The organism is Methylobacterium sp. D54C (assembly GCF_053345595.1).
Window position 1 is genome coordinate 18,543 of sequence record NZ_JBKFAK010000020.1, and the last position, 19,569, is coordinate 38,111.

Annotated in this window: 15 protein-coding genes, 9 pseudogenes and 1 other annotated feature; of the genes and pseudogenes, 11 read left to right on the forward strand and 13 right to left on the reverse strand. The window is 64.7% G+C overall.

Annotated features, from left to right (window positions below):
* Positions 1 to 97 precede the first annotated feature (97 nt).
* The 4 genes and pseudogenes from ACLBYB_RS25655 to ACLBYB_RS25670 form a co-directional block, all read right to left on the reverse strand.
* Positions 98 to 1,069, reverse strand: a complete 972-nt coding sequence (locus ACLBYB_RS25655; protein WP_447700469.1) for a helix-turn-helix domain-containing protein — start codon at positions 1,067 to 1,069, stop codon at positions 98 to 100.
* Between the two features lie 421 nt (positions 1,070 to 1,490).
* A pseudogene (locus ACLBYB_RS25660) lies at positions 1,491 to 1,685 on the reverse strand (integrase core domain-containing protein); the annotation flags it as partial.
* Between the two features lie 16 nt (positions 1,686 to 1,701).
* Positions 1,702 to 1,977, reverse strand: a pseudogene (locus tag ACLBYB_RS25665) (transposase); the annotation flags it as partial.
* Positions 1,978 to 1,992: 15 nt separating this feature from the next.
* The gene (locus ACLBYB_RS25670) at positions 1,993 to 2,769 is read right to left on the reverse strand and encodes an IS110 family transposase (protein WP_447700470.1); all 777 of its coding nucleotides are present in this window, start codon (positions 2,767 to 2,769) and stop codon (positions 1,993 to 1,995) included.
* 203 nt (positions 2,770 to 2,972) lie between these two features.
* Between ACLBYB_RS25670 and ACLBYB_RS25675 the strand changes: the two are divergent.
* The 5 genes and pseudogenes from ACLBYB_RS25675 to ACLBYB_RS25695 form a co-directional block, all read left to right on the forward strand.
* A pseudogene (locus ACLBYB_RS25675) lies at positions 2,973 to 3,412 on the forward strand (ISL3 family transposase); the annotation flags it as partial.
* A 53-nt stretch (positions 3,413 to 3,465) separates the two neighbouring features.
* Positions 3,466 to 3,792 carry a transposase gene (locus ACLBYB_RS25680; RefSeq protein WP_447700529.1) on the forward strand — a complete coding sequence of 109 codons (327 nt, stop codon included), beginning with the start codon at positions 3,466 to 3,468 and terminating at the stop codon, positions 3,790 to 3,792.
* Positions 3,747 to 3,863: a sequence feature (AL1L pseudoknot), on the forward strand. Its footprint overlaps the gene before it by 46 nt.
* Positions 3,789 to 4,694 (forward strand): IS3 family transposase, encoded by a 906-nt coding sequence (locus tag ACLBYB_RS25685; RefSeq protein WP_447700530.1) that lies wholly within the window; start codon positions 3,789 to 3,791, stop codon positions 4,692 to 4,694. Its footprint overlaps the feature before it by 75 nt. Before ACLBYB_RS25680 ends, ACLBYB_RS25685 begins: the two co-directional genes overlap by 4 nt.
* A pseudogene (locus ACLBYB_RS25690) lies at positions 4,585 to 5,000 on the forward strand (transposase); the annotation flags it as partial. The gene ACLBYB_RS25685 and the pseudogene ACLBYB_RS25690, both read left to right, overlap by 110 nt.
* 1,073 nt (positions 5,001 to 6,073) lie before the next feature.
* Positions 6,074 to 6,331: pseudogene (locus ACLBYB_RS25695) on the forward strand (helix-turn-helix domain-containing protein); the annotation flags it as partial.
* Between the two features lie 89 nt (positions 6,332 to 6,420).
* Here the strand turns inward: ACLBYB_RS25695 and ACLBYB_RS25700 are convergent.
* The 6 genes and pseudogenes from ACLBYB_RS25700 to ACLBYB_RS25725 all read right to left on the reverse strand — a co-directional run.
* Positions 6,421 to 6,630 (reverse strand): annotated as a pseudogene (locus ACLBYB_RS25700) (transposase); the annotation flags it as partial.
* Between the two features lie 334 nt (positions 6,631 to 6,964).
* The gene (locus tag ACLBYB_RS25705) at positions 6,965 to 8,017 is read right to left on the reverse strand and encodes an HD-GYP domain-containing protein (RefSeq protein ID WP_447700471.1); all 1,053 of its coding nucleotides are present in this window, start codon (positions 8,015 to 8,017) and stop codon (positions 6,965 to 6,967) included.
* Between the two features lie 58 nt (positions 8,018 to 8,075).
* Positions 8,076 to 8,381 carry a hypothetical protein gene (locus ACLBYB_RS25710; RefSeq protein ID WP_447700472.1) on the reverse strand — a complete coding sequence of 102 codons (306 nt, stop codon included), beginning with the start codon at positions 8,379 to 8,381 and terminating at the stop codon, positions 8,076 to 8,078.
* Positions 8,382 to 8,388: 7 nt separating this feature from the next.
* Positions 8,389 to 10,452: a methyl-accepting chemotaxis protein gene (locus tag ACLBYB_RS25715; RefSeq protein ID WP_447700473.1), complete on the reverse strand. Its 2,064-nt coding sequence runs from the start codon at positions 10,450 to 10,452 to the stop codon at positions 8,389 to 8,391.
* Between the two features lie 327 nt (positions 10,453 to 10,779).
* Positions 10,780 to 12,006: an MFS transporter gene (locus ACLBYB_RS25720; protein ID WP_447700474.1), complete on the reverse strand. Its 1,227-nt coding sequence runs from the start codon at positions 12,004 to 12,006 to the stop codon at positions 10,780 to 10,782.
* A gap of 171 nt (positions 12,007 to 12,177) precedes the next feature.
* Positions 12,178 to 13,554 carry an NAD(P)H-dependent oxidoreductase gene (locus ACLBYB_RS25725; protein ID WP_447700475.1) on the reverse strand — a complete coding sequence of 459 codons (1,377 nt, stop codon included), beginning with the start codon at positions 13,552 to 13,554 and terminating at the stop codon, positions 12,178 to 12,180.
* Positions 13,555 to 13,692: 138 nt separating this feature from the next.
* Between ACLBYB_RS25725 and ACLBYB_RS25730 the strand changes: the two genes are divergently transcribed.
* Complete coding sequence (locus ACLBYB_RS25730) at positions 13,693 to 14,592, forward strand: LysR family transcriptional regulator (protein ID WP_447700476.1); 900 nt, start codon at positions 13,693 to 13,695, stop codon at positions 14,590 to 14,592.
* On the opposite strand, the gene ACLBYB_RS25735 is transcribed toward ACLBYB_RS25730, so the two are convergent.
* On the reverse strand, positions 14,531 to 14,938 hold the full coding sequence (locus ACLBYB_RS25735) for a hypothetical protein (RefSeq protein WP_447700477.1): 408 nt from the start codon (positions 14,936 to 14,938) through the stop codon (positions 14,531 to 14,533). The genes ACLBYB_RS25730 and ACLBYB_RS25735 overlap by 62 nt on opposite strands.
* A gap of 162 nt (positions 14,939 to 15,100) precedes the next feature.
* Between ACLBYB_RS25735 and ACLBYB_RS25740 the strand changes: the two genes are divergently transcribed.
* Positions 15,101 to 15,256 (forward strand): hypothetical protein, encoded by a 156-nt coding sequence (locus ACLBYB_RS25740; RefSeq protein WP_447700478.1) that lies wholly within the window; start codon positions 15,101 to 15,103, stop codon positions 15,254 to 15,256.
* 58 nt (positions 15,257 to 15,314) lie between these two features.
* Here ACLBYB_RS25740 and ACLBYB_RS25745 read toward each other — a convergent pair whose 3' ends face one another.
* The gene (locus ACLBYB_RS25745; protein WP_447700479.1) at positions 15,315 to 15,623 is read right to left on the reverse strand and encodes a hypothetical protein; all 309 of its coding nucleotides are present in this window, start codon (positions 15,621 to 15,623) and stop codon (positions 15,315 to 15,317) included.
* 93 nt (positions 15,624 to 15,716) lie between these two features.
* Between ACLBYB_RS25745 and ACLBYB_RS25750 the strand changes: the two genes are divergently transcribed.
* The 3 genes and pseudogenes from ACLBYB_RS25750 to ACLBYB_RS25760 all read left to right on the forward strand — a co-directional run.
* Positions 15,717 to 15,794, forward strand: coding sequence for a hypothetical protein (locus tag ACLBYB_RS25750; protein WP_447700526.1), 78 nt, complete (start codon positions 15,717 to 15,719; stop codon positions 15,792 to 15,794).
* Between the two features lie 636 nt (positions 15,795 to 16,430).
* On the forward strand, positions 16,431 to 16,763 hold the full coding sequence (locus ACLBYB_RS25755) for a GCG_CRPN prefix-to-repeats domain-containing protein (protein WP_447700480.1): 333 nt from the start codon (positions 16,431 to 16,433) through the stop codon (positions 16,761 to 16,763).
* A gap of 26 nt (positions 16,764 to 16,789) precedes the next feature.
* Positions 16,790 to 17,421 (forward strand): annotated as a pseudogene (locus tag ACLBYB_RS25760) (IS3 family transposase); the annotation flags it as partial.
* A gap of 238 nt (positions 17,422 to 17,659) precedes the next feature.
* Here the strand turns inward: ACLBYB_RS25760 and ACLBYB_RS25765 are convergent.
* Positions 17,660 to 18,937: pseudogene (locus tag ACLBYB_RS25765) on the reverse strand (IS110 family transposase).
* Positions 18,938 to 19,083: 146 nt separating this feature from the next.
* Here ACLBYB_RS25765 and ACLBYB_RS25770 point away from each other — a divergent pair.
* Positions 19,084 to 19,389, forward strand: a pseudogene (locus tag ACLBYB_RS25770) (integrase core domain-containing protein); the annotation flags it as partial.
* Positions 19,390 to 19,569: the final 180 nt, after the last annotated feature.

Here is a 19,569-nt window from a genome sequence, read left to right on the forward strand (position 1 = left end):
GCTATCTGGCCGCGCCATGGGTCACCGTTCGCCTGAATGCGAGCCCGCGGTCGATGCGATACCGGCTGCACTCGGGATAGTAGCCTATACTGGTATGTCAGATCGCGGCGGAGTATAATAGCGCGCGGTGGCGGTAATCGCGTGGACTTAGACCGTATCGATCCTTGAAGCGGCGTGAAAAGTGGGCTTGCGTGGCGAAGCCGGTTCCATAGGCTACGATGCCAATCTGCAAGTGGGTGCACCCTGGATCAGCTAAAAGCTGAGCTGCGGCCTCAAGCCGGCGACTCCAGACGTATTCGGAAATATGATGCCCGCGCTCGTGAAACAGCTCCTGAAGCCGCCGCAGCGAAACGCCGACAGCTGTTGCGATCTGCGGTGGATCGAGGCTCGCGTCTCCCAGGTTGGCTTGGATATAGGCCTTGGCGCGCTGAACCAATATCGTTCCGGACACGGATCGAGGAACCTCCTGGGCGAGGCGCTCCGCGAGGCTGGCGACGACAAGATCAATCGCTATCCCGGCCATGCGCTCGGCCATGGGCGGCGGTAGCCGGTCTCTCTCACGCATCAGGTTGCATAGGAACGAACTCGTCAAGGTTGCCGCCGGCAATCGGCCGTCGATCGTCAAGCCGGCAAAGATCCGGGCCGAGCCCAGCGTGCACTCCAGCTGCTGCCGTGGGATCGCGATGGCCAGCACTTCGCTGTAGCCGTTATGCTCGATTGTCCAGGGTGTATTCGTGTCGCGGATCGCGAAATCGCCAGCCTTGTCCGTGCTCGATTGATCGTTCTGATCGGCACGCACGGTACCGGTCAGAACCATGCTCATAAAAAGGTAGTCAGTTTTATGATTTTCGTGGCGGAGCGTCTGCGCCGTCGTCGAAGCTCTGAGGTTGCGCAACGCGAACTTTGTAAAATCCAAGCCCCCGATATTTGCACCTTGGATCGTTGCGTCAAACGGTTCTTTGTTTAGACAGCTCTGATTCATCGGAACAAGGCGATCTTCGCAGACATCGCGCCAGCTCCGGAACCGGTCTTTCGGACGAAACAGCTCTGTCGAAAAGATAGTCTGCATGAAACCCGCGTTCTGAGCTCAAACTACAGAATAGACAAATGGCGCAATCGCACTTGTCCGTGAAATTTTTTAACTATTATACATTAAACGAGGTTTCAGGGTACATTTTTGGTGATTGCCGCGTCGGCCCTTGAAATGTCGTCTCAGACGATGATCTGCTCGAGGTGGGGCAACGCCCAGTGCCTGAGGTGGATGCTGCACCACGGCAGCCAGCAGCGTCGCTCCTGCAGCGGTCTAAAAGCCACTCGAAATCCCCATCCGACGCCGCGTCCGTGATGAACAGCATGCCCGACCCTGGCGGAACAGGGAGGGCAAACGCCGCGGCGTAGAAGGTCGGAAAGGAGGGCAGGCTGATCATCGGTAGGGTACGACGTGGAGTTGGGGGTGACCCGTTTTGGTGGAGCGGTGGAACGCTTGCGGATCAAGGGTTGGCGATCACCTCCTGTTCGTAGCGGATGGGTGAGCGATAACCGAGCGCGGAGTGCAGGCGCACGGGATTGTAGAAACCCTCGATGAAGGTGAACATGGCCATGCGGGCCTGTGCCTGAGAGGCGAAGCGCCGGCAGTCAAGCAACTCGCACTCCAGCGTAGCGAAGAAGCTCTCGCACATTGCGTTGATGCTCCTATAGCGGTCAAGCAGTTTCTGCGTCGCGCACCGGAGCTTCCCCGGTACAAAGATGCCGGTAGATTTCTCGGGCGAAGTAGCGCTTCAAGCATCGACGGATCTCGCGAGGCGACTTGCCTTCGTTGGTTCGGCGCTGGATGTATTCCCGGGGTGGCCGATGATACCGCATCCGGACCACAGCGACGCGGTACAAGGCGGCGTTCGCCCGGCGATTACCACCGCGGTTCAGACGATGGCGGCTGGTCTTTCCGCTCGATGCCGGCACCGGGCACACGCCGCAGAGTTTTGCGAATGCGGCTTACGACCGGATCCGCTGGGGATTGTCGCCCAGAACGACTAGCATCTCGGCGATGGTGCCGGTCGACACGCCAGGCGCTTCCATCAGCGCTGGGGCCTGGGCACGCACCAGCTGCTCGAGGACGGCGTCGTGCTCCTTGATCTCGGCATCCAGCACTAGCCACCGATTGGCCAGTGCGCGAAGCGCCACCTTGGCGGACGCGGTAGTGGACACCGGCGCTCCCGGCCGCAACGCGGCGATCGCGCGGATGAGCGTCATCTTGCCGGTGATGCCGATGAACCGCTTGCGGAGCTCCTGCGGTGCATTGACCAGCAGCGTTTTGAGCGTGACCATCGCCTGGGTTCGCGCCTTCAGCGCGGTATCGCGGGCAATCTTGAGGTAACGGATCATCTCGACGGACCCATCGCCGAGCTTGGGCTCGTCGGTAGCCTCACCGGCCAGAACGGCCCGTGCCGCCGACTCGGCATCGACGGTATCGGTCTTGCCATGGCGGCGGCGGAGCTGCCGGTTGACCCGACCAACTTCGATGACGCGCAAGCCCATGGCAATCAGGGCCCGCGTGAGCTCGGCACCGTAGGAGCCGGTTCCCTCGATGCCGAAGGCATGCACGATACCGAGTTCGGCGGCCCAAGCTGCCAGCTTGCGATACCCCGCGCTGGTCACCGAGAATGATGCGGTGGCAAGCCGTGCGCCCATTCCGTTGATCGCGACGGCGACGTGGACATCCTTGTGCGTGTCGACGCCGATGACGACGGCGTCCGGTGTGATAGCGTGCATACAGGTGCTCCAGGTCGGTAGAACCCGAAGGCGATCTGCGAGCGGACAGGACTGTGACGGGACGGCACTCCCTCAAGCTCCTATCAGGTCACGTCTCGTGACGCCCCGGGTGCAGCCTGGAGGGCCGACAGATCAACGCCAAGACACGCGGTCAATCGTAAGCACGGGTCAGGCCTCCCAGGCTGCACGCACCTTCTCACAACGGCTCCTATCGGCGGCACCCCGCCGATCACCCTCCCTTGGACGAGCCGTTCGGCTCGACCTCACCGTCCGGCGTCTGCGCTGCCTCAACCCTTCCTGTCCCCAACAGACATTCTGCCTTCCTGCCTCTTCTCTCCTGGCTCCGCACGCCCGACGAACCCGACGCCTCGCCAAGGCCCAGCAGCGCGTCGGCTTGGCCATCAACGCTCGAGCCGGTGCGCGCCTGCTGGCAAATCTCTCCATGCCGGCGAGCGCCTCGACGCTGTTGCGCCTCATGCACGCTGCGCCCCTGCCGTGCGTTTCAAGAGCGCGGGCAATCGGTGTCGACGACTGGGCCTGGCGTCGCGGGCGCGCCTGGGGCACGCTCGTCGTCGACCTCTACCATCATCGTGCCATCGATCTTCTGCCCGACCGCAACTCGGCGACCTTCGAGGCTTGGTTAGCGTGAACCGCCCCGGGATGTTCGGAGGCTCCAATTCTTGAGAGACTGGAGCCATGACGAAGCATATCCCACCCTTTTCCCCTGAGGTTCGCGAGCGGGCAGTCCGGCTGGCCCGGGAGCATGAGAGCGAGCACGGTTCGCAATGGGCCGCGATCCAGTCGATCGCGGCCAAAATCGGTTGCTCTGGCGAGACGCTGCGCAAGTGGGTCCGTCAGGCCGAGCGCGACCGGGGCGTGCGGGCCGGACCGACGACGGACGAGCGCGAGCGGATCAAGGCGCTGGAGCGGGAGAACCGCGAGCTCCGGCAGGCCAACGAGATCCTCAGGAAGGCGAGCGCGTATTTTGCCCAGGCGGAGCTCGACCGCCGGTTCCGGTCATGATCGCCTTCATCGACGATCATCGTGCGCTCTACGGGGTCGAGCCGATCTGCAAGGTTCTGCCGATCGCCCCGTCGACGTACCACGCCCATGCCGCGCGACGAGCCGATTCCGGGAGGCTGTCGGCTCGAGCCAAGCGGGACGCGGCACTCATGGTCGAGATCCGGCGCGTGTACGAGGCGAACTTCCGGGTCTACGGCGTGCGCAAGGTCTGGCGGCAGCTCGCCCGCGAAGGGATCATTGTGGCGCGCTGCACGGTGGTCCGGCTGATGCGAACGATGGGCTTGGCTGGCGTCGTCCGGGGGCGGAGGGTTCGCACCACCGTTCCCGATCCGGCGGCGGCCTGCCCGCTCGACCGGGTCAATCGGCAGTTCAGGGCCGAATGCCCGAACCGGCTATGGGTGGCGGATTTTACCTACATCGCCACCTGGAGCGGCTTCGTCTATGCGGCCTTCGTGATCGACGTCTTCGCCCGCCGGATCGTGGGCTGGCGTGTGTCGCGCTCGGCCCGGGCCGACTTCGTGCTCGATGCCTTGGAGCAGGCCCTGCACGAGCGCCGCCCCTTCGCCGGCAGCGGCCTCGTCTGTCACTCGGATCGCGGATCGCAAGATGTGAGCATCCGCTACACCGACCGCTTGGCCGAGGTGGGCGTCGAACCCTCCGTCGGCAGTGTTGACGACTCGTGCGATAACGCTCTCGCCGAGACGGTGATCGGCCTGTTCAAAGCGGAGGTCATCCATCGACGTGGGCCGTGGCGGTCCTTTGAGGCGGTCGAGTACGCCACGCTGGAATGGGTGGACTGGTTCAACCACCGTCGGCTGCTCGAACCGATCGGCCACATCCCTCCCGCCGAGGCGGAGGCACGCTATTATGCCCAGGCCGAGGTCCAAGCCTTGGCCGCCTGAGCCAGACCAAACAGCCTCCGGAAAACCCGGCGCGATTCAGGGGAACGGATCGTCCGCACATGGTATCCGACGTCTGGCGGCGTTCGAGGCTTGGATCGTCGAGGCGAAGGCGAGCGGCATCCGAGCCGCGCAGACGTTCGCCACCGGGCTCGTCGTTGATGCGGCCGCGGTAAGGGCGGCGTTGACGAGCCGTGAAGCAACGCCCCGTCCGAGGGCCAGATTACGAAACTGAACCTGATCAAGCGACTGATGTACGGCCGGGCCGGCTTCGACCTCCTACGCCGTCGCGTGCTCCTGGCTCCTTGACCCACACGAGATGACGAAGAGCCACTTTTGCGGAGCAAGTCCACAATGGTCGGGGTCGAACGCGTCGACGGGATCGTCGCCCAGCCCGTGCCGGAAGCGACGGCGATCGTAGCACCGGTCCCCGCTTCGGCCTTCGTCCCGGCACCGCCCTCCCCTGCGACCGGTGCTACACCCGCACGCGTCGCGCCGGCCACCATGCAGGTTGCAAGCTCACCGCTCCAAGAAGCGCGGCACGACGCCCAGCCGACCGCCATCGTGGCCGACGCGCGCCACGCCGATGCGGTGCAATCCAAGCTCCCTGCGTCGCCGACCGAGGTCGCGTCTGCTCAAACGGCTGCCGCCGAACCATCACGGCATGTCGGATCTCAGGAGATCTGGGCGCCCATCGATCACGTCGTGGCAGACGGCCGGACGGTTCAACCTTGGGCCGATCCGTCGACTGACGCGCACGAGCGACACGAGAGCGACGCGACCTCGCGCGTTGCCTCCGAGATGAAGGCAGCCCGATCGCCTCCGATCGAACCGCCTCAAGTCATCGTAGCGGGGACGACAGGGGCTACCGGTTGGAGCCCGTTGGCTGATGTGCCGGCGAGCGACAGGTCGCTGGCCTGCTACTACACCCTGGCCCTCGCGAGCCCTGAGGCGACGATACGGGTCCGGCGCGCCTGCTTGAAGCGGGCGCTCGGTGCCGAGATCGCGTCTCGCGTCGAGACGTGGCACCAATCCACCCGTGGAACACCCGAGCACCGTCGCATCCTGCGCGAGGTCGGGCGTTGGTCGGGGGGTGGAACTTCAATGCTGTTACTAGGGCGGGTGAGAACCGGGGCGTGAAAGTTCCTGGGCGGTGATCCCGAGCCTCCGGTGACCTGCTCCGTGGCGAAGCAAGCCATCGCGACAGCTATGTTCGTCGGTTCGGACATGCGAGAGCAGTCGGACATCCGAAATGACCCGTTGATTGCTGATTGAGCAGGCGCTTGTCGGGTCCACGATGAAGAACTGGGCACCGTGGTCCCGTACTCTGGCGAGGCCGTCGGGTCGCTCTTCGCTGCACGCGAGCTGTTATGGAGACGGTTGACGGTACCGCTCACGGCCGCTTCGCGCTACAGGTGCACGGTGCCATGGCTGAGCACTTCCTCGATATCAACCGCGAGTGCACCATGGATGGCCTGAAGGCCGCGCTCGCCCGCGGCCGCAAGGGTAGCCGCCCGAAAAAGCTTAAGGAGGCCGATCTCGAAGCGGCCCGGGCCATGTTGGCTGCCGGCACGATCAGCGTCGCCGAGATCGCCAAGCGCTTTGGCGTCACCCGCGATACCTTCTACAGTTACTTTCCCCCGCGCTCGTGCCCCCAGCACCGCGCTCGAGAATTGAACCGCGTGTACTGGTGGGTACAAGTTAATTATCGTTGCGTGCACCGACGCTACCGCGCGTTCTCGCGCTCCAGGTCCTTCGTCTTCCTGGCCTGGTCGACCTGGAGACCGCCGTACTCCTTGCGCCAGCGGTAATAGCTCTGCTCGGAGATCTCCGCCTCCTTGCACGCCAGCGCCAAGCCCTAGCCCTGGTCTGTTCGCACCTCGATCTGGCGCAGCTTCAGCACCACCTGCTCCGCGCTCCTCTTCCGACCTCGCCGCATGGCCGACTCCTTCGATCCTGACTGATCCTCTCAATCAGCCCGGTCCAAAGCCAGCCAGTCAGGCCACATTGTCACAGCTCCTGTTATGGCCCGGATTCTATAGCTGAGTACTTATTTTTACTTATTGAGCATAATTTATGAAATGCAGGGTGCAAGATCATGCAATCCAAGGTGAGGCGTCGGCGTCCGATAGCCAAATTGTCGAGTGCATTGGATGGCTAAAGCCTGTTCTCTCCCCGAACCAAATTCGAATGGCAACTCACTTGTGACTGCTTCCGAGAATATGGAGGCGATGTTCAGGATGACCAATATGGTTCGCACGGAGTCCTTTCGTTTAGACGTTGGGTAGTTGAGCCAAACCGAACGCGGTAATCATCGGGCCGAACGCTGCGACCAGATCGGCATCGAGCCGGCCGGTCATAGACTGCACGATCCCGTAGGCGTCCCGGCCCGGCATCGGGTCCCGGTAGGGCCTCCGCTCGATCAGCGCACCATAGACGTCGCAGATCGTCACCAGCCGCACGAGGTCGGGGATCTGGGGTGCGCGTAACCCGTCGGGGTAGCCGGAGCCGTCGAGCATCTCGTGATGTGATCGCACGACCTGAAGCATTTCCGGTGAGAAGCCGCCATCCACCAGCATGTCGTAGCCGAGCGCCGCATGCGTTCGCATCACCGCCATCTCTTCGTCGGTGAGCCGACCGGGCTTGTTCAAGATGGCGGCCGAGATCCGGGTCTTGCCGACGTCGTGCAGCAGCGCCGCCTTAGTCAGGCGGTAGCTGTCAAGATCGGTGAAGCCGAGTTTGGTCGCGAACGCGGCTGCCAACCCTGTGACGATTAGGCAGTGCCGGTGCGTGGCCTCATCGAAGCGTTGCACGGCCCGGATCCAGTCGCGGATGCCACAGTGCTGCACAGCCCGGGCGATCAGGCAGCTGCCGGTGCTCGCCAACTCGGGTGTCACGATCTGTTCGGAGAAGAAGGTGCGTTCGAAGAACTGCCGAGCCTCGTCCGCCATATGGGCCGCAGCAGCAGAGCCACCGACTTTCTGGAGCCGATCGATCCGAGCCAGCAGCCGCTCAAGGTCAGACAGCGCCGGGACGATGTCGGTTGGGTCGAGAAGCCGGGCCTGAGCTTCGGCACGGACGACGTTGCCGTGAGTCAGGAATAGGAACGGGGCGCCGGCAGCACGCAGTGGCTCCAGCTTTCGCCTCAGTCGCATCATTGCTTCGGAGGTGAGCTGGCCGACGTCGCCGACGATCAGGTCAGGCTGCTCCGATGGCGCAGCATCGTCATACAGGTCTTGGACGGTGCAGTACAGGGCCGGGCCGAGGGAATGGGCGAGGCGCCGGGCTCGGGCTAGATCATCGGAGATCAACAACAGCCTGCCCAAGCCGGCCTCCATCAGTTAATGGGCCGGTTCTGTTTCCGGCCGCAAGTTGCAGTACCCGTCAGAGGGTGGCCGGAAACCGCTGCGCCATGTTGGCAAGGCGCTTCGCCTCGATGACGAGGCCTCGTAGAGCTTCACGCTTGTCCGGATCCAGGTGACCGGATTCTATCAGCGAGAGGTCCAGTTCCACGATCGCACGTTCCAAGGCGCGAGCCAGTTCGAGCAGCCTGTCGCCAGCGGCCTGGATGTGTAGGGCTCGGGGGCCCAGATCCGTGCCGCACTCATGCGCGGCGGCCAGCTTCTCGCCTAAGCGCATAGCTTCGTCGAAGCCTCCGAGGCGAACCGGAAGGACAAGTATCTCAGCCATGGCGTCCTCACGCTGCCCGCACGGTTGCAAGAAAGCGGGCGACCTCGGCACCGAGGTGCTCGGACTGCCGCGACAGCTCCGAGGCCGCCGTCAAGACCTGAGAAGCCGCGGCCCCCGTCTCCTCGGAGGCCTGAGCCACGCCGCTGATGTTGCTCGTAACTTCGCCAGTGCCCGCGGAGGCCTGAGTCACGTTGCGCACGATCTCTTGGGTGGCCGCGCCCTGCTCTTCCACCGCTGCGGCGATCGATGAGGCCACACCGTTGATCTCGCGGATGCGCCCCGTGATCGACCCGATGGCTGCGACGGCCTGACCAGTGGCGCTCTGGATCTGGTTGATCTGATTGCCGATCTCCTCGGTTGCCCGCGTGGTCTGTGCAGCCAGTCCCTTGACCTCGGCGGCGACGATCGCGAAGCCACGGCCCGCCTCGCCGGCGCGCGCCGCCTCGATGGTGGCGTTGAGCGCCAGCAGGTTGGTCTGACTGGCGATGCTGCTGATCATTCCGATCATGTCACCGATGCGGGCCGAGGCCTGGCTCAGGACCTGCACCAGCTGCATGGTTTGGTTCGCTTCGCCGACTGCCACCTGGGCCAGATCAGACGAGCCGGAAACTTGGCGTCCGATCTCCTGCACGGACGAGCCGAGTTCCTCGGCCGCGGCCGCGACCGTGTTGACGTGGGTGGCGGCTTCTTCGGCTGCGGTCGCCACGGTGATGGACTGGCTTGCCGTCTCGGTAGCGATCGATGTCATCGTCTGGGCGGTGGCGTGCAACTCGCGCGCCGAAGAGGCGACCATCGCGATGATTCCACCGATCGCAGATTCGAAGGTGACCGCCATCTGGCGCATGCCGGTTTTGCGCTGCTCCTCGGCTGCCAGCCGGGCTTCGGCCGTCTCCGCTTCCAACTCGATGGCACGGAGCGAGTTGTCCTTGAACACCTGCACCGCCTCAGCCATGACTCCGATCTCATCCCCACGCGTCATTCCAGGGATCGGCGTCTCCAGCCTCCCGCTAGCGATCGCCCGCATGGCATCCGACAGCTGAAGGATACCGTTCGCGACGCGGCGGTGTACGATCAGGGTGACGACGAGACTCAGAATTACCGCAACGGCCACGATCGCAGCGTATAGCAGGACCGAGGCCTGTGCTTCGCGAGCACGAAATTCGGCTTCCGCGACGACTGCGTCCATGATCGCTACGGCCGAAGCGACAATGGAGGCTTGTCCCTTGGCGAGCCCCGGCGTCCAGTCGCTCTCAAGACTCTGTTCGGCCTTACTACCGTCCGCGAGGGTCGTGATCAGCCCCGTGCGGAGCGTATGAAACGGCCCGGTAAAGTAAGCCTCGTTGGCGGCGGCATAGGCTCTCTTTACGGACGCCTCAACCTGCGGTCGCGCCGCAATCCGGCCTACCATGGCCCAGGCCATAAGAGAGCGGGCTTCCGCCGTGCGCACGAGGTTGCGCTCGGCATCGGTGGCGACGCGATCTCCACCCAAAGCATTGTTGACGACTAAACCGGCCTCGCCACTCGCCAACCGTGTCTGCCAAACCATCTCACGCGCGTTCAGCATGGTCCCGGTGCTTGGGTCGAGTCGCAGGATCTCTGTCACCATGGCGGCAGAGGCCGACTCCAGGACCTTCGTCATGGCGATCCCGGAGTCGACGAATGTCGTCACGAGTGCTTTATCACGCGCGGCAACCGGAAGATCGAAAGCCTTATCGACCTCGGGCCGCAGGTGCGTCCACTTGACGAACATCTCTCCGAGTTCACGGCCCATGGATGCCAGTTCCGGGATGGGGGACTCGGCCAAGCCCTTGGCGGCAGCCGTCAGGCTTTCATCTGAGCCCGCACGCGCAGCGAGCGACAGCTGCCGGAATGTGCGATTGGCGCTTGGCTCGAGTTTCAGGGCCGTACCACCGTAGCCGCGATCGAGGCGAAGACGGCTCAAGCCCAGGAATAAGTTTCTGTCGACGCCTGCATAATTTGCAACCGTTTGCACCGTATTATTACTATTAATTCGCCGAATAAGCGAGTTAGTTGCCAGTCCGACCGCCATAATGCCAAGCAGAAGTACCATAGCTGTCAAAATATTTCGAATAGACATATTTATCACTTTCAGTAATTCGCATCTATATTTCGCAATCCTGGCAGTACACGCTATAACAGAAACTATTAAAGACTATTTAATTCTCAAAACATATAGTAATAACCTGCAGGTTGTTGCGAACCGCCGTGGGATCGGCAGCCCTACATGGAAGCAGGACGCTGAAATTGCCTGACTGGTTGCGAACGGCTCCTTTGGAAAAGCTCCGTCAGCGCCTCCGGTGGCTGGGTTGGTTCGGAGGCGGAAGGACAGGTAGGGACGGCGCAGAGAGCGCCGTCACCTGAAATGATCATGCACGTCCTAGCGATCGCCGAGCGCAGCCGGGATGATGCGGATAAGACCAGCGCCCACCATCATGCAGGCCGCGACTGCATATAGTCCGATCGCCGGATTGCCGGTCAGAACATTCAGCCACCCGACCATGTAGGGCGAGACGAAGCCGGCGAGGTTGCCGATCGAGTTGATCATCGCGATGCCGGCCGCGGCCGAGGAGCCTGCCAGGAATGCGCACGGCACACCCCAGAACAGCGAGAGCGCCGAGAGCATGCCCGCCGTGGCCACGGTGAGCCAGATCACTGCCGCGAATGGGCTATGCCCGACGTAGCCGCTGAGCGCGAGGCCGAACGCGCCGACCGCCGAGGCGACAGTGAAGTGCAACCGGCGCCGACGGGTGCGGTCCGCGCTGATGCCGGTCAGAATGATCGCTGGCACCGCGATCAGGTAGGGGATGGCCGAGATCCAGCCGATCAGCTCGACATTGGCGATGCCGGAGTTCTTGACGATCGACGGCAGCCAGAAGCTAATTCCATACAGGCCGATTATCGTCATGAAGTAGATGGCCGACAGCTTCCAGATATTGATGTCTTTGAGGAACTGCTTCGAGCTGGCATGGGCGATCTTGCCACTGTCCTCGCGCATCAGATCGGTGCGGACCTCGGCCTTCTCCTCGGCGCTGAGCCACTTCGCCTGCTCCGGCCGGTCGACCATCAGGAACAGCACCGCGATGCCGGCCAGGAGCGAGGGTATGGCTTCCAGCAGGAACAGCCACTGCCAGCCCTTCAACGTCTCTGAGCCGTCGAAATGCTGGAGGATCAGGCCGGAGAGGGGACCGCCGATGACGCCGGCCAGCGGGATGGCAATGTAGTAAAAGCCGAGGGCGAAGCCGCGCTTCTTGGCGGGAAACCAGTAGGTCAGGTAGAGCATGATCCCCGGCGAGAATCCGGCTTCGGCCACGCCGAGCAGGAAGCGGACGACGTAGAATTGCAGCGGCGTCGTAACGAACAGGGTCATCGCCGAGATGACCGCCCAGGTGATCATGATCCGGGCGATCCAGACCCGCGCACCGACGCGATGCATGATGAGGTTGCTCGGCACCTCGAAGATGAAGTAGCCGAGAAAGAAGATCCCGGCTCCGAGGCCGTAGACGGCATCGCTGAGGCCGAGATCCGACATCATCTGCAGCTTGGCGAAGCCAACATTGACCCGGTCGAGATAGGCGAACAGGTAGCAGACCACGATGAACGGCATGATCCGCCACGTGATCTTGCGATAGACATCCGTCCTGCTAGCCGCGGCGGCTAGATCCACGCTCGCTGTGTGATCCATCATTTCCTCCGATCGGCCCAGTTCCCGGGCTCTCTGATTCGTCGGCATGCCCGGCCGGCCCCGCGGCGCGTGGAGCCGGTCGGTCGCGGGGGCTCAGGCGACCTTGCGCGCCGGCTCCGCGAGGCCGAGTTCGCCACGGAACAGGGCCTCCATCTCGCGGCGGACCCGGATCGCCTCGCCGGCCGCGTCGTACTCGACGTCGCTCCAGCGCACGGCCCGGCCGGCCGGCACGTCGTTCTTGAGCACCATGTTGTGGGCGAGTCCGATCGGCAGCGCGTCCTGCCGCAGCGAGTCGGAGGCCGGCATCAGCTTGCCGTAGACGGTGAAGCCGCCCTCGCCGTCGAGCCGCTCTCCGGCCCGCAGCGCGCGTTTGGCGGTCGCCGCCACGTCGCCGCGCCACTCGGTCGTGGCGCCCGTCGCCTCGCCGCGGCAGGCGATCGAGGCCACCGAGATCCCGAGCTCAAGGCCGATCAGGTGATAGGGCTTGTAGGTCGCGGCGTAGCGGCCGGTGCTGTCCGTCCTCAGCCCGTACTGCGCGAAGCAGTCCTGCACGTAGCGGCTCGGCGCTTCGAACACTGCGTAGACGCCCCAGCGCAGATCGCGGAACACTGGCCGCCCGTCGCGCTCCAGGGAGGAGATCACCTCGACTGTGCCGCGGTCCGCCAGGATGCCGCCGTCGGCCACCGGCCGGAGCAGGCTCGGCAGGTCGTCGACGCCGCAGGCCGGGAAGGCGAGGCCGTCGCGCGGGGGCGTGAGGCCGCAGGCATTGGCGACCGCCGCCATCTCCAGGGCCGACTTGGTGCCGTCGAGGAAGGAGTTGAACATCTGGGCGTTGAAGTCGCCGCCCGCGACCTGGCTCTCGCTGAAGCCGTAATGGCCCCAGACCGTGTCGGGCGTCGAAGCGTGGTAGGCGGGCAGATACTTCGTGCCCTTGCCGGCACAGATAACCTCCAGGCCGATCGTGCGGGCCCAGTCGACGATCTCGGCGATCAGCGCCGGCTGGTCGCCCGAAGCCATGCTGTAGACGATGCCCGCCTCGGCGGCGCGGCGCGCTAGCAGCGGCCCGGCCAGGACGTCTGCCTCGACGTTGACCATCACGATGTGTTTGCGGTGCTCGCAGGCCTTGAGCGCGTGATGGATGCCGGCCGCGGGGCTGCCGGTCGCGTCGATCACGATGTCGACGTGCGGGCTCGCGATCATCGCGTCCGCGTCGTCGGTGATGAAGGTCGTCCCGGCTCGGGCAGCGTCCTCCAGCCCGCCGGCCGTGAACCGGGCCTCGTCCCAGCCGACCCGCCGCAGCGATCCGCGGGCCCGCTCGGGGGAGAGATCCGCGACCGCGACGAGGTGGATGCCGGGCGTGCGCGGCGCCTGCGACAGGTACATCGAGCCGAACTTGCCGGCGCCGATCAGGCCGACCCGGACTGGACGGCCGTCATGGGCCCGGCGCTGGAGCTGCGAGAACAATGACATGATTAGACCTCCCTGATCTGCCGGAGGCCGCTTCTGGATCCGCTTCGCCGTCCGGCAGTTTGGCGCGGCTCCAGAATTATCCTTCGTGTTTTTGCAAGCCCATGCGAAGATCTACAAACGCACTGTGCAGAGATTCCCATGCCGGACTTCGACTGGAATGACCTGCCCGCCTTCCTGACCGTCGCACGAATCGGGCGGCTGACGACGGCCGCGCAGCGTCTGGGTATCGATCACTCGACCCTCAGCAGACGGCTCTCAGGACTCGAGGCCGCTCTCGGCACGCGGTTATTCGATCGGCGTTCGACCGGCTTCGTGCTTACCGCAGCCGGCGAGCGGCTCCTCGGCGACGCGGAGCGAATGGAGAGCCTCGCTATCACCATGCGCGCACATCTCGACGAGGCGTCGCACCGGGTGAGTGGAACCGTCAGGCTCGGCACCCCTGAAGGGTTCGGGACTTACTTTCTCGCCCCACGCCTATCGGAATTCGTTCAGGCTCAGCCGAATCTCGAGATCGAGTTGGTGGCCAACCCGCGCAGCTTCAGCCTGTCGAAGCGCGAGGCCGATCTGGCGGTGAGCATGGCGCGTCCCGAGACCGGGCGCCTCTACGCGCGCAAACTCGTGGACTACGCCCTCGGCATCTACGCCTCGCGCGCGTATCGCGACGAACGGGCGGCGATCGGATCGGTCGCCGATCTCGTGGCTCATCGTTGGGTCGGCTACGTCGAGGATCTGCTCTGGACGAGTGAGCTCAACTACCTCCCCCAGATTTCCTCCGCCCTCCATCCCGGAATGCGGATCTCCAACGTCATCACCCAACTGGAAGCGGTGCGCGGCGGCGTCGGGCTCGGCGTGCTCCCGCATTTCATGGTGCGCGGCGACCCGAACCTCGTCGCCATCCTTCCGGAGGTGCGCCTCGTGCGCTCCTACTGGCTGGTTGCCCATGCTGAAACGCGCGACTTACTCCGGGTGAAGCTGGTCACCGAGTTCCTGACGCAACAGATCGCAGCAGCGGGCGAAATCTTCTGGATGAACGCATGACGTCGCCGGGTGCGCGGAAGCGCATGAGGGCTGCGGCGTAGCCTGATTGGCAAGGCTGCCTCAGGCTATTGATGCTTGACATCGATACATCATCGATCTCCGCAAGGTCCGAGGACACCATCTCGATCTCCAACATAGCCTCCAGATCCTCCACGAGGGCGCTGTCGAAGGCTGCAAGCGCGCGCTCGGCCCGGACACCGGTGGCCTCGACGAGCCGGCGCACCAGCATCGCTGCGGCCGTCGGAGGCGGTTCCGATCGGGCCGCGACCGCGTTCAGGGCGGTGGGCGGCGTGCCGGCATGGCCGAGACCTGCGACGAGGTTCGGGGCCTCGGCGGCCGCGCGCACCGTCGCTTAGGCGTTGAGGGCCTGAAACCCCTCGACCGGACCGCCTCCTCGGCAGACCAGGGTCGCCGACAGGCCGTGCTCGCGGTGCAGCTCCCCCGCTCGGGCGAACGCCTCGACTAGCGTGCGCTCCGCCCTCGGGCCCTCGAACGTCGCCCAGATTCTGTGGATCCGGATCAGGCCGATCTCCTCGATCGGGCACAGGACGTGCTCGACGTCGCGGCGGGCGTCGCCGAACTCGGCCGCGATCAGCGCGATGTGGTGCGGATCCTCTGGTTCCGCCCAAATCCCGGGGCCGAAGTGGCGTTCCTCGTGCCGTAGGCCCGTAGCGTCCGCTCGCGCTCGATCTCGCCCTCGTCCGGCACCGCGCCGACCGAGATCACGGCGGTGACCCGGGCCTGCACCGCGGCCCCGCGCCCATAGCGCTGGCGCTGGCGCTGGCGCTGACGGTCTGAAGCCTGACAACGATCGTTCGGTTCACCAGGCCCGCAGGTTCGAGGGCGTCGCCGATCGCATCCCGGCAGGCGGCGAAGTCGGCCGCGGCGAGCCGGACCTTGAGCCGTGGCGGCTCGACGCCGCCGCCGGGATCGGCCTCGCCAAGCAGGAGTAGGTAGCCGTCGGACCCGAGGGGCTCGACGGTCAGGGCGCTGGCCCGCACCGTGTAAACGAGGTGGCATCGCGTTGGCATGGTCCGATCCGAGTTCGTGGCGCGCATCGCAGCCAAGACCCCGCACCTCTACGTCAGGACGTCGAGGCGATTGTTGGTACGATCCTCGACACCATGACCGCCGCGCTCGTCCGCGGTGACCGTATCGAGCTGCGGGATTTCGGCACGTTCGCAGTTCGACATCCTCCCTGAGCGGGCGCAACCCGCGAAGCCAAGCCGTCGTCACAGCGCCAGCGGAGGGCAGAGTCTTGCTCAATCCGAGCGAAGCGATGCGGAAGCTGCTGGAGGCAAAGCCACTCAGCGCCGAGCACGGACCCGCGCCTTCGCCACAGACACCGTAGGGTCCGGATCGACCATCAGGTACCAGCTTGCTCTAGTAGGTCCAACTGGCCAGGCGTGCCGCGAGCACGTGAGCGTGGCGCCTTGCCGGGACGCTGCGCACACGGCAACGGCAGAACCGGCAGGGCGACGCCTAGCTTACCGTAGAGCACCGCCCCGACGATCCAGCATCAGTCATCACGGTGGAACACGTTCACCGTATGCGGTCCGGCCCGCAGGATCTCCTGCATCGGCCGCTCGTCGAGGCCGAGGCGGGACAAGGTCGTGAGCAGGCTGGCGAGGCGAACTCCCCGGACCTGAGAGACGAAGGCGACGCTTGTTTCTGTCGTCTCAGGCGGAGCCTTGTGTGCCGCAGCACAGCGATAGGCTGAATTCCATTACATAGATCTTTCAGATGGCGGGCAAGTTTTAATGCAGCATTCAAGCTCAAAGCGCGTTGTAAAGCATCGGTCAGGCTTGGAGCATCGGCCGCCATTGAGGATAGAGATCATGAAGATAATGAATGCGGTCGTCACGGCAGCAGTACTATTTGCTGTTCCGCTAACAAGTGCCAATGCGATGTCCCTTACGGGCGATCCAGGTATCACCGCCCCCACCGCCCCCACCGCCCCCATCGTCCTCGTCGCCGACGGGTGTGGCCTCGGGGCATGGCGCGGTCCGTGGGGACATTGCCGTAACACCCCCTACTCGGGACCGCTCCCCGGTGGCGGGTATCAGGTCAGTGCAGGGAACGGCTGCCCACCCGGTCACTGGCGTGGGCCTTGGGGGCATTGCCGCGACACCGTCTATCACGGCCCGCTCCCCGGCGGAGGATTTCAGTGAGCTTGATCGCCGCTGCGAGCTAAATCGCATTGATACGTCGGCTGGTAGCCGATCTATCCTTGGAGAAGCAGGTGCTGGCGGACGTCGCTTCGGGAAACCTGTAGCCCCCGAGCGACGCCGGCAAGCGGTCGACGGCATCCGGGAGAAGTACGGCCTCTCGGAACGTCACGCCTGCCGGATCGTCGGCCAGAACCGCGGCACGCAGCGCTACGTGCCGACGGTGCCGGCCGACGAGGATGGGCTGACCCGCGCCATGGTCGTCCTGGCGCCCGAGTACGGACGCTACTGCTATCGCCGCGTCACCGCGCTGATGCAGGCAGCGGGGTGGCGGGTGGGCAAGGATCGGGTTCAGCGCATCTGGCGTCGCGAGGGGCTGAAGGTCCCACAAAGGCATCGACCACGCAGCCGCCTGTGGCTGAACGACGGCTCGTGCGTGCGGCTGCGTCCGCTCCACCGCAACCAAGTCTGGAGCTTCGACTTCGTGCAGACCCAGACGCACGACGGCCGGAGCCTGCGCATCCTGACGCTGATCGACGAGCACAGCCGGGCTTGCCTCGCGCTGACGGTGGCGCGGCGTATCAACAGCGTCGGCGTGATCGAGGCGCTGGCCGACGCCATGTGCCTGCACGGCATCCCGGAGCACATCCGCTGCGACAACGTCCTACGTAGCGAGGAAGGACGGGTGGCCAGGCAACAGGTCTCCGTCCGCGAACATGCGCCCGCGGTGTGTTTGTCGTCAACGTCGATCCAGGCGGCTCCTGCCGATCCGGAAGAACTCTCGGCCATAGCGAACACAGGATCCAGCCGATGCACGCGGCACCGTGGTCCTCACCGTCCTCAACACGAGATGTCGATCCAGGCAGGAGACCCGAGCATTATCTACAGGGTCGTGGTTCTCACGCCCTCACGGCTCTGCTGAGAGGGGTTCTCCCACCTGGCACCGGTCCCTCGACGAAGGGCCGGTAGTCGGCACCGGTCTTGATGACGGCGTGCACCACGCGCGCCATCTTGGCGGTGATCGCGGTCAGCGCCTTGCGCTGCAGGTCGGCATTGTGCCGGTCGCGGGCGATGTAGCGCTCGAACTTGTCGCGGAAGCCGTTCTCGCGCTGCCGGATGGCCACCTGCCCAGCCAGCCAGAGCGTACGCCGGAGCCGGGCGTTGCCGTACTTCGACAGCTTGGTCTGGCCGCGGAAGGCACCGGATTGCTGGGTGGCCAGATCGAGCCCGCAGAACTTCAGAAACTGCCGGTGATGGCCGAAGCGGCGCAGGTCGCCGGCCTCAGCCAGGATGGTCAGGGCGTTGATCGGGCCGATGCCAGGGATGCGGCGCAGCAGCTTGTAGTCGGAGCTGTCCGTCAGGAGGGCGTCGGCCGTGGCCTCGATGGCGTCGCGCTGCTGGATCAGCCCGCGCGCCTCGCCGATGACGAGCCGGAACATGCTCACCACCGGAGCGTCAGGCGGCACCGGCAGGCCGATCGAGCTGCGGGCCGTCTCGTAGATGTCGCCGAGCAGTTGCGCCTTGGCGACCTTGCGCCCGACGACATCCCAGGCGGCGGCGATGAAGGCTTCCTTGCTCAGCGTGGTGATGCAGGCGGGCGTAGGGAAGCGATCGAGGAAGGCGAAGAACCAGTCCGAGCGGCTGTTGTGGCGGAAGCGGTCGACTTCCGGGAAATACAGCGGCAGGTAGTGGGTCAGGATCCGATGCAGCACCTTGGTCTTGGCCCGCTAGACGGCGTCGTGCGTCTTGGACAGCTCCTACACGTCGTTGATGCCGGCGGCGAGCGGGTCGTGATACACCTGCGAGGCGCCGATGCGGATCATGTGCAGCATGACTTGGGCGTCCTTCGGGTCGTTCTTGTCCCAGCCGTTGTGCAGGGCCTCGCGGGTGCGGGCGAGCCCCACGGAGGAGATCAGGCGCACGGCAAAGCCGGCCTGGAGCAGGCGCCAGGCGATCGGGCGGTGATAGTTGCCGGTGGCCTCGAAACCGCAGGTCACCGGCTGGCCGAGGTTCGACAGGAGCGCGATCAGACGGTCGTGCTCGGCGCGGGTGTTGAGGACGCTCAACCGGCGTCGTCGGCCGGAGCCGGGCACCTCGATGAGGACCTCGTTACGGGCCTTGGCGATGTCGATGGCTACGAGAACGCCGGCCGGCGGCGTAAGCTGTGGTCTGGTCATGGTCGATCCGTCTCCGGAATGAGGCTTCGAACACCGTCACTCTAGAGACCTGTCGGTCGGCCATGACCGCCCAGGGCGGCGCGCTGCGCTCAGCATGGCTTCGCGCGCTGCCCCAGAACTGTCGAGCCATCTTCCCGATGTGCTATGGCCCTGAGATGATCTCGAAGGCTCTGCGGAAATGGGTCGCCAAAGCCGGCTCGCAGATCCAGTACATCGCACCGGGATCGCCGTGGGACAACGGGTACTGCGAGCTTTTCAACGGCAAAATTCAGGACGAATGCATACGACAAGAAATCTTCTACTTGCTGAATGAGGCGCAGATCGTGATTGGTCTTTGGCAAACGACTTACAACCGCGTCCGGCCGCATTCGTCGCTGGGCTACTGACCGCCTGCGCCCGTCAGCTACCCGGATCTGGCCTTCCGGGTACCCATGACTGCGACCCTGCAGTAGCCTCGCAACTGGCCCGGTCCAAAATACCGGTCAGGTCAGTCGGCGAACGGATCTTCGATGCGGTGGACTGACGCATACGGGCCTGCCAGCTTACGGCGTCGCAGGTCGCGCACGTCGGCGGTCTGGGTTCGAGGCACTGAAGGCGTTGCTGGGGATTGCGGCGGCGGCGGATATGGCGCC

Excerpts from the sequence above, each read along its gene's own strand:
- ACLBYB_RS25685 (WP_447700530.1), top strand. The coding sequence starts at position 3,789 with ATGATCGCCTTCATCGACGATCATCGTGCGCTCTACGGGGTCGAGCCG.
- ACLBYB_RS25750 (WP_447700526.1), top strand. The coding sequence starts at position 15,717 with ATGACCGCCGCGCTCGTCCGCGGTGACCGTATCGAGCTGCGGGATTTC.
- ACLBYB_RS25670 (WP_447700470.1), bottom strand. The coding sequence starts at position 2,769 with ATGCACGCTATCACACCGGACGCCGTCGTCATCGGCGTCGACACGCAC.
- ACLBYB_RS25755 (WP_447700480.1), top strand. The coding sequence starts at position 16,431 with ATGAAGATAATGAATGCGGTCGTCACGGCAGCAGTACTATTTGCTGTT.
- ACLBYB_RS25715 (WP_447700473.1), bottom strand. The coding sequence starts at position 10,452 with ATGGTACTTCTGCTTGGCATTATGGCGGTCGGACTGGCAACTAACTCG.
- ACLBYB_RS25745 (WP_447700479.1), bottom strand. The coding sequence starts at position 15,623 with ATGCCAACGCGATGCCACCTCGTTTACACGGTGCGGGCCAGCGCCCTG.
- ACLBYB_RS25725 (WP_447700475.1), bottom strand. The coding sequence starts at position 13,554 with ATGTCATTGTTCTCGCAGCTCCAGCGCCGGGCCCATGACGGCCGTCCA.
- ACLBYB_RS25655 (WP_447700469.1), bottom strand. The coding sequence starts at position 1,069 with ATGCAGACTATCTTTTCGACAGAGCTGTTTCGTCCGAAAGACCGGTTC.
- ACLBYB_RS25710 (WP_447700472.1), bottom strand. The coding sequence starts at position 8,381 with ATGGCTGAGATACTTGTCCTTCCGGTTCGCCTCGGAGGCTTCGACGAA.
- ACLBYB_RS25680 (WP_447700529.1), top strand. The coding sequence starts at position 3,466 with ATGACGAAGCATATCCCACCCTTTTCCCCTGAGGTTCGCGAGCGGGCA.
- ACLBYB_RS25730 (WP_447700476.1), top strand. The coding sequence starts at position 13,693 with ATGCCGGACTTCGACTGGAATGACCTGCCCGCCTTCCTGACCGTCGCA.
- ACLBYB_RS25720 (WP_447700474.1), bottom strand. The coding sequence starts at position 12,006 with ATGCCGTTCATCGTGGTCTGCTACCTGTTCGCCTATCTCGACCGGGTC.